13 protein-coding genes are annotated in these 13,966 nt (G+C 53.2%); all 13 read right to left on the reverse strand.

Translation table 11 applies throughout. The annotated features are described in order from the left end of the window. Nucleotides 1-21: 21 nt before the first annotated feature. Nucleotides 22-1,197, reverse strand: coding sequence for a Na+/H+ antiporter NhaA (nhaA, locus tag ACSIPU_RS18650; protein ID WP_196558267.1), 1,176 nt, complete (start codon nt 1,195-1,197; stop codon nt 22-24). 148 nt (nt 1,198-1,345) lie between these two features. Next, entirely contained in the window at nt 1,346-2,608 is a 1,263-nt protein-coding gene (locus ACSIPU_RS18655; protein WP_196558265.1) for an IS1 family transposase, read from the reverse strand. A 232-nt stretch (nt 2,609-2,840) separates the two neighbouring features. Continuing rightward, nucleotides 2,841-4,334: a sulfatase family protein gene (locus tag ACSIPU_RS18660; protein ID WP_004108345.1), complete on the reverse strand. Its 1,494-nt coding sequence runs from the start codon at nt 4,332-4,334 to the stop codon at nt 2,841-2,843. Nucleotides 4,335-4,767: 433 nt separating this feature from the next. Next, nucleotides 4,768-5,067 (reverse strand): hypothetical protein, encoded by a 300-nt coding sequence (locus ACSIPU_RS18665; protein WP_004108350.1) that lies wholly within the window; start codon nt 5,065-5,067, stop codon nt 4,768-4,770. 62 nt (nt 5,068-5,129) lie between these two features. Beyond that, nucleotides 5,130-5,975 carry a DsbA family protein gene (locus tag ACSIPU_RS18670; RefSeq protein WP_004110447.1) on the reverse strand — a complete coding sequence of 282 codons (846 nt, stop codon included), beginning with the start codon at nt 5,973-5,975 and terminating at the stop codon, nt 5,130-5,132. 29 nt (nt 5,976-6,004) lie between these two features. Further along, on the reverse strand, nt 6,005-6,709 hold the full coding sequence (locus ACSIPU_RS18675) for a pili/flagellar-assembly chaperone (RefSeq protein ID WP_032725853.1): 705 nt from the start codon (nt 6,707-6,709) through the stop codon (nt 6,005-6,007). Continuing rightward, nucleotides 6,702-7,199: a fimbrial protein BcfF gene (locus tag ACSIPU_RS18680; RefSeq protein WP_196558271.1), complete on the reverse strand. Its 498-nt coding sequence runs from the start codon at nt 7,197-7,199 to the stop codon at nt 6,702-6,704. The genes ACSIPU_RS18675 and ACSIPU_RS18680 overlap by 8 nt, the downstream gene beginning before the upstream one ends. A 35-nt stretch (nt 7,200-7,234) precedes the next feature. Then, the gene (locus ACSIPU_RS18685) at nt 7,235-7,771 is read right to left on the reverse strand and encodes a fimbrial protein BcfE (RefSeq protein WP_004108360.1); all 537 of its coding nucleotides are present in this window, start codon (nt 7,769-7,771) and stop codon (nt 7,235-7,237) included. Next, the gene (locus ACSIPU_RS18690) at nt 7,772-8,779 is read right to left on the reverse strand and encodes a fimbrial protein BcfD (RefSeq protein ID WP_017145025.1); all 1,008 of its coding nucleotides are present in this window, start codon (nt 8,777-8,779) and stop codon (nt 7,772-7,774) included. Next, complete coding sequence (locus ACSIPU_RS18695; protein ID WP_196558263.1) at nt 8,780-11,389, reverse strand: fimbrial biogenesis usher protein; 2,610 nt, start codon at nt 11,387-11,389, stop codon at nt 8,780-8,782. A gap of 10 nt (nt 11,390-11,399) precedes the next feature. Beyond that, nucleotides 11,400-12,083, reverse strand: coding sequence for a fimbria/pilus periplasmic chaperone (locus ACSIPU_RS18700; protein ID WP_004108372.1), 684 nt, complete (start codon nt 12,081-12,083; stop codon nt 11,400-11,402). 84 nt (nt 12,084-12,167) lie between these two features. Further along, a complete protein-coding gene (locus ACSIPU_RS18705) occupies nt 12,168-12,710 on the reverse strand; it encodes a fimbrial protein BcfA (RefSeq protein ID WP_004108376.1) in 543 nt (180 codons plus the stop codon). A gap of 417 nt (nt 12,711-13,127) precedes the next feature. Beyond that, nucleotides 13,128-13,844, reverse strand: a complete 717-nt coding sequence (locus tag ACSIPU_RS18710) for a winged helix-turn-helix transcriptional regulator (protein WP_017145027.1) — start codon at nt 13,842-13,844, stop codon at nt 13,128-13,130. Nucleotides 13,845-13,966 lie beyond the last annotated feature (122 nt).

A 13,966-nucleotide genomic window follows, 5' to 3' on the forward strand; every position in this document is an offset into this window, starting at 1 on the left:
GTAGCGGCTCTCCGTGAGATGTTAAGCCGCGTAGCCCGAATCCGTTACGCGCTTACGCAGTATGATGTATCCCGTGACTGCCGATAATATCGATCCAATCAGGATGCCAAGCTTGGCCCAGTTGATCAATCCGGGGTCGACGCTGCCGAAGGCCAGGGTGGCAATAAAAATCGACATTGTGAAGCCAATCCCACATAGAATGCCGACCGCCATAATTTGCTTGCAGGTTGTCCCTTCCGGCAACGAGGCCCATTTCAGCTTCAGCGCCAGCCAGCAGAATACGCTAATTCCCAATGGCTTACCGATAAACAGCCCGGCAATAATACCTAACGGCAGCAGCGAGGTCAGCCCTTCTACCGTGACGCCCTGCAAAGAAACGCCCGCGTTAGCGAAGGCGAACAGCGGCAGGATCAGGAAGGCCACCCACGGATGCAGCACGTGCTCAAGCTGCTTCGCCGGCGATTTACCGTTCTGCTCTTTTAGCGGGATCATAAAGCCGACAATGACGCCAGCCAGCGTTGCGTGAACCCCCGACTTCAGCACCGCAGTCCAGAGTATGGCGCCGACCAGAATATAGATCCCGGTACGCCGTACGCCGCTCATATTCAGCGCCGCCAGCACCATAATGGCGCCTGCAGCGACAACCAACGACACCACGGAAAGATCGTGCGTGTAGAACAGCGCAATAATAATAATGGCGCCCAGATCGTCGATGATGGCCAGCGCCATCAGAAAGATCTTCAGCGCAGCGGGAACCCGATTGCCCAGCAGCGCCAGCACGCCCAGCGCGAAGGCAATATCGGTCGCAGCCGGTATCGCCCACCCTTCTCTGGCAATCGCATCCTGGCCGTTAAATGCCAGATAGACTAACGCCGGAACCACCATGCCGCCCAACGCCGCGACGACCGGAAATACGGCCTGGCGACGGCTGGCCAACGCGCCCTGTTTCATCTCGCGCTTTACTTCCAGACCTATAAGCAGGAAAAATACCGCCATCAGCGCGTCGTTTATCCACAACAGCATGTTCTTGTTGATCTCTAACGCGCCTACGCGCAGCTGAACGGGCGTCTCCAGAAAAGAGTGATACAGGCCGCTGGTCAGGCCCGTATTGGCTAATAGCATCGCCATAGCGGCGGCGAAGATGAGGATTATCCCCCCGGATGCCTCGCTATGAAAAAAACGCTGTAGATGTTTCACTTTTACCTCACCTTATCGGCAAACAACTCGATAAAAGTATAATACAGACGCAAATACATCGAAAAAAGTAGGTTTAAATTGCCGTTAAGATCGTTTTTTACGAATGTACGCCCGTCAAATGCTGACCGGGTTAACCGGGCAGTGAAGTTTAAAAAGGCAGGCAGGAAAGACGGTTGTTATATTCATATTTCAAATGATTTAGCGCAGACGTCACGTTGGCAGGCGACATCCTGGTGAGCCAGGGAAGGAAAGGATGGCGATAAATATAGTCTATAAATTCGCTGGCGCTTCGCAGGGTCGCATGCCGTAACAGGCCGGTTTTCTTACTTCCGGTCAGGTTACAAACGGCCATGGCGTAGTCCCGCGTGGAGAATGTTCGCCAGACATTGTTGCGGATCCCGCCGCTGTAGAACAGTCGCGGTGGCATTTCGCCCTGAGGGGGGTTTACACCGCGTTCTCTGACGAATGAAATATGGCAGCGCCCCTGCCGGACCTGCGCCAGGTTTGCCATCATACATCCGCCAAGGATGAAACACTCATGATCGAGATAATGCTGCACATTTAGCGAACGCTCATCGGTTAACATTCGCACCAGTTCAAAATGTCGATAGGCCGGCAATACGGGTTTAACCAGCATACCTCGCACATGCCGGTGCAACGTTCCCGGCCCGTAATCAATATCAAACAGCGCGCCACGACGCCGCATAGTGAGCATTTCTTTGCGTTGCACGAGATACGCCAGCGTGCCTGGGGGCAGTCGTTCTTCATATTGCGATTGATACTGATACGCCGGCTCAACCGGGCGTGGAGTATAGTTCGTCGAGATAGCCACCACTTTACCGCTTTTTTCCTCAGCGGTGACCAGCACATACAGCCGATTCTCTCCACCGTTAAAACCAAGGCTAAACGCCCGGGTGGTGAGAACAATATCAAACGCCGGAAAGTCAAAAGCGCGCTCCGCCAGGTCCGCGCGATAAGAGAGGTTAGCTAATTCGCGGCCTAATGTAGTGTTATCGATAGCCAGTAGAGTGCGAATATCGTTAAGCGAGCTGCCTTGCTGGATGAAAGCGGCAAGCTCCTGCTGGCGAGGCGTGAGGGTCAGGCTGTCCGGTATCACGAAGGTCTTGCTGCAGTCGCGACATGCCATACGCCGCTCGCCCTGCGCCGAGTAGCCGTAGCGTTTTAGAGAAACGCTGCCGCATCCCGGACACTGCTTAACCAGCCCCTTCCATCCCTGGTTTACCGTGCGGCGAAAAGTGTTAAGGGAAATCGCCGAAATGGGCGGAAAGAGAAAGCCGCATTCCCGGCACAGGATATTTTCTCCCTGACGAAGATAATCAGGGCTATTAAGCACGCCAAGATTTTTACAACCGGGCGTTTTGCAACTATTAACATTAACGTCGTTAAACATATTCACTCACTGCGAATATTTCCCTCGGGCCTCGCTGATTTTATCACTATTATTTCTCCAGGGTAAAAGCGCGTTATCACCCTTTTTTTGATTATGAGTAACGGTTCAGGTTATTGCAGCCTCTGTCTATCCGCCGATGCGGGCCAATAAAAATACCTGATTCAACGTCAGAACGCTGAATCAGGCAGGTATGGCGCCTGGTAGCATACGATTATGATATGCTAATATTTCATCAGCCCCAGGTCACCGGCGTCGGTTTATCTCCGCGGGCTTTCATCAGTGAATCATTATCGATGTCATTTTTATATTTCAGAAACTCAGCGAACATCCGCTGCTCAATTTCGGGCTGCTTACCGATTTGATTTAGCGTTTCTGCGCGATCCTGCTTCAGATTATAGAGGTATTTAGCCTTACCTTCGCGGTCAATAATCATTTTCCAGTCGCCGTCGCGAATCGCCCATTCATCGGTCGGATCGTCCTGGAACGGCATATCGATACCGAAAATCAGCGGTTTTTCCCGCTTGAACGCTTGCTTCTCCAGTACCGGTACGATTGACTGGCCGTCATAGGTACGGTCCTTCGGCAGAGGGAAGTTCATCATCTGCGCCAGCGTCGGCATCCAGTCCAGACCCGACATCGGCGTTTCTGAGACCATCCCCTGCGGAATATGGTGACCATATTTGATAATCGCCGGGACGCGAATTCCGCCTTCCCACAGGTTATCTTTACGACCCCGCAGCCCATCCGTTTCACCAGCAAGGTTCAGCTCATAAACTTTTCGCGCTTCGCGGGTAACCGGGCCGTTATCGCTGGTAAAAATTACGATCGTGTTATCTTCTTCACCCATTGCTTTAATCTTGTCGAGCACTTTCCCTACCTGAGCATCCATATAGCTGATGTTGGCATAGTACTCACCGGCGCCGCGCCAGGGCTTATCCGCCCAATCACCGTAGAACAGATCCGGGTGCTGCTTCGCATAAGCGCTGATATAAGGCGCGTACATATCGAGATATTTCTTCGGCGAGGCCAGCGGGCTATGCACTTCGGTAAAGGCGACGTAGAGGAAGAAGGGGTTGTTATCTTTCTTCTTATCCAGCCAGTTGACGACTTCCGAACTCACCAGCTCGCCGCTGAACGTCTTCGCGCGACCGATAGGTTTCTCGTTGCGGGTAAAACCGGTGGGATAGACCATGCCGTAGCGAGGACGCTCTTTGGCGTTATCCAGCGTTGAGTCGCTCACGAACCCGGCGGTATTGACCAGCCTGTAGTCAAAGCCCATGTCCTTCGCCTGCGGCTGGTCGGTACGATCGCCGCCGGCGTTGAGATGGAGTTTGCCCATAATCGCCGTATCGTAACCCTGCTGCTTCAGCAGATTCGCAATCGTCAGCTCGTTACGGCCTAAGGCAACATTTTTCCCCTCCGGGATCCACGATCTAATGCCCGTACGAAACGGCATGCGGCCGGTCAACAGGCCCGCCCGCGAAGGTGAGCAGAGCGGCGCCGGAGCATAATAATCGGTGAACTTCACCCCTTCCTGAGCCAGCTTATCAATATTGGGCGTTTTGACGATTTGATGCCCATAGGCGCCCAGGTCACCATAGCCTAAATCATCTGCCAGAATGATGACCAGATTGGGATGTTTAGCATCAGCGGCATAAACAGAATGCATGGCGCTACCTGCGCATAATGCCAGGCCAATCAGGCCGGCAACACATGTTTTTTTCATGTTAATCCCTCAGAAAAAAATTTAAAAATTGATAACGCAACATATAACGCATTTAATCCCATAAGCCCTCTGGCCAGATGTATTATTGCTCTCTCACCAGCCTATAATTGCAGATATTCATGGGAGTAAAATTGATGTATCCATAGCCAAACCGGCCAATCGGGAAAGAAGTATCAATCGAAAAGAAAATGATATTAGTGATTGAAATCTCACATAGCAACGGCATAAAAACTCATGCAAAAAGGGTGTCAATGAATGTTGTTAATAACCACATAAATGAATGTTTCTGTTGCAGAGAATATTCTCTTAACAATAATGAAAACGGCACTGACTCATTAAACAGATGCGCAAGAAATACCCTCTTCTCCGCCCCTTATCTTGCCTGAGGGACCGGGGCGATCGGATTATTGGCAATGACAGACGGGCGTGAGGATCAGTCATAGACCACGCGCAGCAGCGTTAGCTGTTTGTCCTCATCCAGGTAGGACTTTTCAATCGTGGCATAGGGGGAGGATATGGGCACAATGAGGTTTTCCACGGTGATATGACGCTCAAGACGATCCTGACGCTGGCATAAAATATCGGAGGTTCCCGTTTCGTTCCAGCAGGCGGCGGTTATCACGCTACCGGAAAACTGAAGCTGACCGCCGGAGGCGAGGCACGCGCAGCCGATAAACCATAGCGGCAAGACCAGCGCGGGCATCACACTATGTATGAGGGGCATTTTTTCCATGTTTCGACACTCCTGTGTTTGATTTCACCGGGGCGTGACCACCCCGGTGGAGAACGCCGTCCCTAGCCTTTCGCTTTCTGAATCGCCGTCTGCAGAGCGTCCTGCGAGGAGCTGCCGGGCATCACCGAGACGCGGTTAGCCTCCGGCGTTTTCGCCTGTGGCATCACGACAAACGCGGGGGTACCGGAAAAGTTCATATGCTGGGCCAGCGCCTGATTTGCCAGCAGAGCGTCATGAACCGCCCCGCTATCCTGCGCCTGCTTGACCTCCGCGATCTTCTCTTTCGACAGATAATGCTGCGCCAGGCCATAGACATCCTGTTCCGTGAGCGCGCCTTCCACTTTACCGGTGGCATAGAGCGCGTTATGCCAGTCAAGATATTTGGCGCCGCCGTCGCTTAACCACACCTGTTCGCCGATCCTTGCTGCCAGCCCCGATACCGGCCAGCGCGAAGAAAAAATAGGGAACTCTTTGAAAACAAAGCGCGTATCCGGGTTGGCTTTGATCAGCGCCTCGATAACCGGCGCCATTTTGCTGCACCATGAACACTGATAATCAAAGAACATGACCACTGCAGCTTTCGCATCTGCCGGGCCAACGGATGGGCTGGCGCTGCTCAACAGCCCGGCCTGATACTGCAGGGCCAGCTGTACGTAAGCCTGCTGTTGGGCGATCTGCTGCCGCTGATGTAGCGTTTCGCTGGCGGCGATGAGAAATTCCGGGTGATTGGCCAGATACGTGGCTACGGCTTCGCCGACTTTATCCGGATGGCTGGCGATATAGGCCTCCGCCGCCGGACCAATCTGCGACGCCGGCTCGCCGTTCTCCGCCTGCGCCGGTAAAGAAATCGCGCCGCTAACCAGCGCCAGCGCCGCCAGGCAGCTCAGCTTTAAAGATGACTCGTGCATAAAACAAACTCTCATTCCAGGGATAAAAATCAGCGCGCCAGCAGTACGTTCGCCGCTATCGGCGGCAGCACGCGGCCATAATCATTAATGCTTTGCCAGCGCACCTCGCAGCGGGTCGCCCGCTGGCACCAGTCGGTTTTGCGCGTCGAAAAAGGGGCGACGACACCTGCGGTATCAATGGGCCGGCCGTTGGCCTTGAGCGAGAAGAGCGTGACGTAATAAGGGCCCGGGTTCTGTACCGACAGCCCCTCCGGGGTCAACGTCCAGCGCAGCCCCCGGTACGCCTGCTGGGGATTGCCTGCCAGGCCAGCAGGACGATAGATAAGCTTCAGCGCGGAACGAAAGGCCATCTGAACATGATGGTCGCCAGGCTTACCGGAGGGTATGGCGGCAATACTCAATGTGAACAGGCTTTCCCGGTCGGAGGGGAGCGCGTCGCCGGTCCAGGTCACGCGCAGCGTATTCTCCTGCTCTGCCGCAAGACGGAACAACGGCGGCGTAATGATAAAGGGGGGTCTGTTCCCTGCGGCAATAGCCGCGCCGGGCCATCGTTGCGCCGACTGAATGTGGCTATCAATAAGCCAGCTCTCAGAAGAGGTGTTGCTCACCGGCACGCTTAGGGTCGGCATCTGCGCATGATAGATAAACCGCGTCCCGCCGATCACCACGCCCGCCTGAGCCACAGGGATCGGCAGCAGCCAGCTCATGACGATATAAAAAAGGAGTTTATTCATAGGCGAGGATAAACGTGGCTGAAGCATTCGCCTTTCCGGCCGTAACCGCGCTGCCGTCCGCGACATAACGAGCATAGAACTGCAGATGCGCGGAAGTCTGCCCCGGAGAAAGCGCGATGACTTCGCTCGTCTGCCCTGGCGGAATAAGATGTTTATCCTGGTCATAGAGGCCAATGCCAATCCCTGTGGCATCGTCCGCCGCGTCGATAAGCGCCAGGAGATCCGTATTTCGCTGATTTGCCGTCCCGCTGAAGCTCACCGTAACGCCGCTGACGGTGCTGCCGCAGTTTTGCAAATCAATGGCGAAAGGCTGCCAGGCGGAACCATCGCCAGCCTGGTAAAACTGACGGTTCGATACGCTGCCCATCTCCACGTTAATGTTTTCTGAATCCGGCAACAGCGTGCAGGTATTGTCGGTAATCGTGCCGGTGACATAGACACGCCCGTCATGCGCGTCTGCTGTTGCTGTCGTCAGAAGGCAGCAAGCCATGCAGGCATAATAAGCATATTTATTCATCGCTGCGCCTATTCGTATTGCAGGTCGAAATACATCACCGCCGTCGCATTGCCGGAGGTGACCACTGGCCGTGTCGATTTGTAGCGAATGTAGAAGGAGAGCGTATTGCGCCCGGCCTTGAGGGGATAAACTACTGATTCACTATTATTCATACTGACATCATCTTGATCTTCATCAAGCAGCTCCACGCCGATGCCGCTGGCCAGCATATTTTCGTTACCCATGCCGGTATCGGTCAGCGCCAGCAGCGACGGATCATCACTGTCTGCCGTGCCGGTAAACCAGATTTTGGTTCCGGTAATTCCCCGGGAGCAGTTTTTCAGATTAATGTTAAACGGCTTAAATTTTGTCGTCGTTCCGGTTGCGGGAAAATCCTCAACCGAAAACTGCCCCAAATCGATACTCTGGCTGACGCTGGAAATCTCCACATCGCAGGTTTGCGCAACGATCGTGCCGGTAAATTCCAGGTTGTTGCCGGTATCACCGGCCTGGCAAAATGGGCTCCCGCAGAGGAGCGCTAAAAAGAGACCGCGTTTTAAGCTCATTTAGTCGAAGTCCACCCGCAGGTTAGCCAGCGCGGTAAATACGCCCTCTGCGGGGATTTCTCCGGTCGTGCTAACCGGATAAGCCTGCAGCGCGATGTTGGCTTTGCCGGCATCGTCAGTGACGAAAGGCACCACGCTGCTGGCATCGTTTGGCGTCAATACCGCGCCATCGTTGGTCTCAACCACCACGCCGACGCCCGGGTTATCCGAGGCGATAGCCTGGTTAAGGTGAGTATCCGCTGTCGCAATCAGCCGCAGGCTTAAATTAACCTGCGAATTCACGCCGCTGCATTTCACCGGCACCCTGAATTTTTTATTTCTGACGCTCACCGGCTTTGCCCCGGCGCGGTTGAAGCCACCGCTATAAAGCGAGCCGAAATCCACAAGAATGGTCTGCCCTGCGTTGATTTCGCAGCTTTGTGGCACGGTTACCGTTCCGCTGTAAGCAATGTTGTAAACCACGTTGCTCAGGGGATCGCTCGTCCCTGTCGTCACGTAGACGTTGAACATGGTCTTCGGAGTGATAGTGACGGTTCCCACGAAAGGCCTGGCAATCTTGAGCTGAAACACCAGGTTCGAGTCGCGGATGTAGAACGGTTTGCCGGCGTTTACGCTGTCATCGGTGCCCATATAGGCGTAGTTGGTAGGGAGATAAAGGGTTCCTGCCGCGGAGTCGTCAATTCTCATCGCCCCCTCCAGATAGTCAGGGTCGAGCTTTAAATACTTCCAGGGGCCGCTGGTTTCAACCACGGCGTAGGGTGAAACATAGGAACGATACGTCCGGTTCGAGAATGCCGACCCTGCGGGACACACGGCCTGAACGTTCACTTCCTGGTTTTTGGTCAACTGAACCGTATTCCCCGCCGCGTTTTGGGCCGCCGTGAGGGTGGTACTCAGATCGTAATCGACCGTAGTAGGCGCGCCGTTGACGTTTTGACAGACGGCAGCCTGAGCCGCATTGGCTAACAGCAGTCCCGCCAGCGGAATAAAAAATAAACCCGTCTTCATTTAGCGGCATTCCACGCGTTGTCGCACCAGGGCCTGCCGGGTTGCGGGAAGTTGATAATGCACCAGACACTGCCGGGAAGCTCCCCGGCCCCACTGCACTTTGAGCGTTCCCTGGGGGCTCAAACCGGCCAGGTAAACTTCGCCGTCATCGCCGACGATCGCCTCCTCCGCTGACGCATCGGTCGAGGCGGTCGCGCCGAACGGTACCGGCTGCCCGTCGTGCAGCAGCGTCAGGAGCGCACGTTCGCCGACGCGCGCTTTAAAGCTGGCCAGTACCAGCGCGCCCTGCGTAGGCACGACGTTCACGACGGCATCGTCGATATCCACGTCATCCGCCATCGAGTTCACATCCAGCGCCATGCGATTTTGGCGATAGGTCGTGGCGTAAGGCACCACCGCATAGCCCCGGCGATCGGTATGAATGCCCGGCTCGTCATCAATATTGACATTGCCTGCTCCCGGAGCGGCGATCAGCACGTTGGTCTCGCCCAGCGGCTGGCTCAGCGTTAAGCCGTGCGCATGCGCCACTATGCCGCCGCTCAGACCGTAATTTATCTGCTGATAATCGCCGTTATTGCTGGTGTTATAGCCCACGTTGACATTGCCTTCGGCGCCATCATATTCGAGGCTGGCGGCGCCGCTTTTACCAACGCCATGATTTTGATAACCCTGCTGTACGCTATAGCTGAGATTGTTTTGCGCCAGCGCGGTACCGCTTATTCCGGCATTTTGGCTGACGCCGCCGTGCCGATCGGTACTGGTGCTGAACGTGGCGTAGATATTGTGATGCTTGTGGGTAACATCATCGCTGTGATGTAGCCACTGGCTGAGCGGCAGCGAGAGATTCAGGGCAATAAGCTGGTCGCTCTTGTCCTCTCCCGGGGCACGGCTTTGGTTATAAGAGAGGCTCCATGACACGCCCGCCAGGGTATCGCTATAGCCCACTTGCAGCAGCGTGTTCTTCTCACCGGTATGCCAGTAGCTCTGCTGACTACCGGTTACATAAAGCGAACCAAAACGCCCAAGCTGCTGCGAGATATTCAGCTGAATCTTGCCGCGTTTGGTGTAATAGAGGTTGTAGTAATCGCTCCAGCTACGCTGGTCTTCATTTTCGTCGGTTGGACCGTTATAGCCAGACATGCGCTTCAACGCCGTCTCGTCGAGGGTATAAAAACCCGATGTTGAGTAGCGATAGCCGAGCAGCTGAAAGTTAGTTCCCAGACTATTCAGCGATTTAGCGTAAAGAAAACGCGTGGATTGCCCCTGATGCTCGCTATCATCAGCCAGGGTGCTGCGCGCCTGGGTCAGGTCGACGGAAATCGCCCCCCAGTCGCCCAGATTGGCTCCCGTACCTAACGCCAGCGCGCGATAATGATCGGCAAACTGCGTCCCGCCGTAGACGGTAAAGCCGTGCGGCAGGCCCCATATCAGCGTCGCCTGGCCAAACTTAACGTCCTCTTTCTGGCTGCTGTCGCCGCGATAGGTCGCCGCCGTGGCCGCGTATTTCAACCGCCCTTCACGTTGCAGAATTGGCACAGCGGAATACGGCACGCTATAGCGAGTGATGCTGCCATCGGACTCTTTTATCTCAACGCTCAAATCACCGCTGCTGGCCGTGGAGTAAAGGTCGTCAATGGTAAATGCGCCGGGAGAGACGTAGCGCTGGTCGATGGTGTAGCCATTCTGCCGAATGGTCACCTGGGCATTGCTTTTAGCGATACCGTGGATGGTCGGTGCGAAGCCTTTCATACTGTCAGGCAGCATGTTGTCATCGGAAGCCAGCTGAATGCCGCGAAAGGGCAAACTGTCGAAGATCGCGGAAGGCGTATAGCTATCTCCTGCGGTCAGTTCGCTTTTCAGAGCGCGCAAATCGCGCTCTACATATGTGCTGATATGCTGCCAGTCGCTTTTATTGCTCTCGCCGCCGCTGTTATCGTTCCAGGTGGAATAGTTACGCAAGCGCCAGGCGCCAAGGTTCAGGCCACTGTTAAGGCCAAGAAACAGGGTACGGGCATCAACGCCGCCCTCGCTGCGATCGCGGCTATTCGCACCGGTAAACGTGTAATTAAGCAATAGCGCGTTGATCCCTTCATCCCAGTATTCAGGTGCAATATAGCCCCTGGCGCTGTTCTTCATCGCCGCCTGGGGAATACTGATATTCAGGCGCTGCTGGGTGAAATCAAAGCGCGCGAAAGCCGCGGGAATGGCGGCGGCAATATCCACGCACCCTTGAGAAGAGGGCTTTAACAACCCCGGAAAGGCCTCAACGTTCACCTTCATCTCTTTGAGCATATCAGGCGTCAGACAAGCGCTTAGCCCGGAGTCGTCTGCGGCTGGCATCCTGGCGGAGGGTTTCGCTTCGTAGAAGGTCATATCGCGGGTGGCAAGAAAGGCGCCATTCAGATAGACGTCGACCCGATAAACGCCAGGCGCCTGGCCGTTGCCTTCAAAACGTGAAAGATCGGCGATCCTGGACGGATCGTCCGATAAAAACGCGGGATTAAAATAGTTATCCGCCCAGCCCTTCGGCAGCGTTAACACGCTGACTAAAGTCAGGGTCATCAGCACCGGTTTACTGACAGACGGCGATTGACGCTTTATAGCAGCCATTTTCTGCACGCTAAGATTGGCTCTGGCAGGTTTGTACAGGCGTGGTCGCACCAAAATCATTGACGGTCTGGAAGGTTACCCGGCTTTCGCTGCTCTGCAACGTCAGCTCGCTTTTTGGCGCGACCATGGCATTCGGCAGTTTTCGGCTTCCAGCATGTATTTCAACCAGAGAGACATAGTAGGGCGACGGATTGGTAACGATTAATCGACCGTTTTGGCTATGGCAGCGCAGCATCGCGGGCGCATTTGTGGAAGGAACGGACAAATCCGCAGGACGAATAAAAAGTTTAATGACGCTTTGGGTCGCAATTTGCAATGAATTATTCGCCAGCCTGGTTTTATCGACCGAGGGGATCGCTTTGCTATTGAGATAGAACACGCTTTCCCGGTCGGTGGGCAAAGACGGACCGATGTACATAATTCGCAGGGTGTTCTCTTTTTTCGGCTGAATCACGAACAGCGGCGGGGTAATAATAAAATCAGCGCTCCGGCTACCATCAGCATTGGCAACCCAGGACTGAATCAGGAAAACGTTGTTCTCCGAGGAGTTAATAACCGGCAGAGAGACCTGCTTGCTTCCCTGCGGATAGATAACGCGGGTTGATCCCAGAGCGATACCGCCCGCGTGCGCCTGGTTTATTATTCCAGCGATAGCCAGCAACAGCGATAGAAATTGAATTGTTCTTTTAAGCATTTTCTAAGTAAATAAACGATTTTGGGCGCAACATAAATAGCGTTTCCTCCGTGCAAGATGCACGGAGGAATACCTGAAAAGAAATCAGGAGTACACCATACTAAAGGTGGCGGTAGCAGAGACGTTACCGGCAACTACAGCGCCGGTGGCGATATAATCGACGCTCAGCGGAACCACGTTTTCACCATCAATTAACGTTACGGTGCCAGAAGTATCGCCAATATTGAGCGGCTGGCCGTCCGGACCATACAGCTGCAGAGCGACGTTGGTAGCCGCACCAGCACCTGCGGTGTTGGCAAGGGAGCCGGCCAGCGTACCGTCCTGCTGACCGTTAAAAATAACTGCGGCTTCCTGGCTTACCGTGGTATCGCAATCTTCCAGTTTGATCGAGAAATCTTCTTTTTGATTCGCAACCATGCCGGCGGCCGTTAATTTGCTGGCACGAACCTGGCTTAAGGTGACCGTTTGATCAACGGAGTCAGCAGAAACAGAACAGGCGGCATTAACAACCTGGCCGACAAAATTAACAGTGCCACCAGAAACGGTCGCCGTATCCGCAAAAGCGGAAGTCATCATGCCGCCTGCAGAAATAGCAGTCACCATCATGGCTAATAGATGCTTTTTCATATAATCCCTTTTAAATTTAATAAAAACCCAGTGTTATAGTTTGATAAATATCAGACATTGGTGGACAAGGGCTTTCGCTCAGGCCAGCCTGACGATCTCTGGCTTTATATGCTACAGGAAGACACTCACGTCATTAATATGAGATAACTTACTGACCAGTAATCGCCTCACTCAAATAAACACTCTGACATTAGTTAATTATTATAAAAGGTATAAACAGTTGCAATCATCACCTGCTGTTTTTATAGGACTACAGATAACCTCATGTTTTAAAAGAACTATAGTCATGAGATACACCCTATGCCATCAGGACTATTGACTTTTTAATTAATACATGAACACACGAAAGACAACCGTTCGTAATACTTTTTAAAAGGTGTTTAATTGATGTAAAAAAACACCTTTTATGCAACATCGCTAATAGGCCGTCGGTAATTTCTTCATGTCTAATAAACGACCGCCATCGATACTAATATAACCCCCTTTCTTAAGTTCAGAGAGAAGTTTCATCGTACGGCTACGGGATATGCCCGTTCGTCTTTGAATAAAGTTAAGGACGTTAATGCTTTGTCGGTATTCGCTGGCATAAGCCCAAAGCTCGATTAATAATGCGCGCACCTTCAGATAAGAATCCACGCCAACCAACTCCCGATCCCGTACGCTCATCACCATCAGACGATAGGCAAGTATTCGTGCGACATCGTGCCACAGATCGCACTCATCGACGGTCTTAATAAAGTCGGGCAAAGAAACCGCACGTCCGCTGCACTCGGTTTCGGCCACCAGAAAGTGCTCCGGTCGGGTCGGAACATCGTAGGTTACCCCATAGCTATCGACGAGTCCGACAATAGAGGGCGCAAATGTAGAACTCACATGAAGTCCACTGCCGCAGCGGCAAAATGAAAAAATCCCGGACTGCAGAAGGACTATTTTATTCTCACCGCCAGAATTAAGTAAAAACTCATCACCAGGATTTAAATTAAAAGGCTTACCAAAAGACCATAATGCGGAGAAGAGCGCATCAAGCGCTGCATGTGGTTTAGCCTGCTGGGAAAATAAATATGAGTGCAAGGTATTCTCATTATCGTTTTCAGCAATGTCAACTTTCATTTTTTCATTAAAAACCATAATCATAGGTCAACCCAACATATACTTAATGAAAGGTGTCTTCAATTAATTATAAATAAAACCACCTGGTAGTATATCTGTACCAAACCCGCACAAATACGCAATACTTAGCACGATGAGTAAATTCT

The sequence above is a fragment of the Klebsiella sp. HN106 genome (assembly GCF_051209435.1).
Taxonomy (GTDB): domain Bacteria; phylum Pseudomonadota; class Gammaproteobacteria; order Enterobacterales; family Enterobacteriaceae; genus Klebsiella; species Klebsiella oxytoca.

Excerpts from the sequence above, each read along its gene's own strand:
- ACSIPU_RS18655 (WP_196558265.1), bottom strand. The coding sequence starts at position 2,608 with ATGTTTAACGACGTTAATGTTAATAGTTGCAAAACGCCCGGTTGTAAA.
- ACSIPU_RS18660 (WP_004108345.1), bottom strand. The coding sequence starts at position 4,334 with ATGAAAAAAACATGTGTTGCCGGCCTGATTGGCCTGGCATTATGCGCA.
- ACSIPU_RS18665 (WP_004108350.1), bottom strand. The coding sequence starts at position 5,067 with ATGGAAAAAATGCCCCTCATACATAGTGTGATGCCCGCGCTGGTCTTG.
- ACSIPU_RS18670 (WP_004110447.1), bottom strand. The coding sequence starts at position 5,975 with ATGCACGAGTCATCTTTAAAGCTGAGCTGCCTGGCGGCGCTGGCGCTG.
- ACSIPU_RS18675 (WP_032725853.1), bottom strand. The coding sequence starts at position 6,709 with ATGAATAAACTCCTTTTTTATATCGTCATGAGCTGGCTGCTGCCGATC.
- ACSIPU_RS18680 (WP_196558271.1), bottom strand. The coding sequence starts at position 7,199 with ATGGCTTGCTGCCTTCTGACGACAGCAACAGCAGACGCGCATGACGGG.
- ACSIPU_RS18685 (WP_004108360.1), bottom strand. The coding sequence starts at position 7,771 with ATGAGCTTAAAACGCGGTCTCTTTTTAGCGCTCCTCTGCGGGAGCCCA.
- ACSIPU_RS18690 (WP_017145025.1), bottom strand. The coding sequence starts at position 8,779 with ATGAAGACGGGTTTATTTTTTATTCCGCTGGCGGGACTGCTGTTAGCC.
- ACSIPU_RS18695 (WP_196558263.1), bottom strand. The coding sequence starts at position 11,389 with ATGGCTGCTATAAAGCGTCAATCGCCGTCTGTCAGTAAACCGGTGCTG.
- ACSIPU_RS18700 (WP_004108372.1), bottom strand. The coding sequence starts at position 12,083 with ATGCTTAAAAGAACAATTCAATTTCTATCGCTGTTGCTGGCTATCGCT.
- ACSIPU_RS18705 (WP_004108376.1), bottom strand. The coding sequence starts at position 12,710 with ATGAAAAAGCATCTATTAGCCATGATGGTGACTGCTATTTCTGCAGGC.
- ACSIPU_RS18710 (WP_017145027.1), bottom strand. The coding sequence starts at position 13,844 with ATGATTATGGTTTTTAATGAAAAAATGAAAGTTGACATTGCTGAAAAC.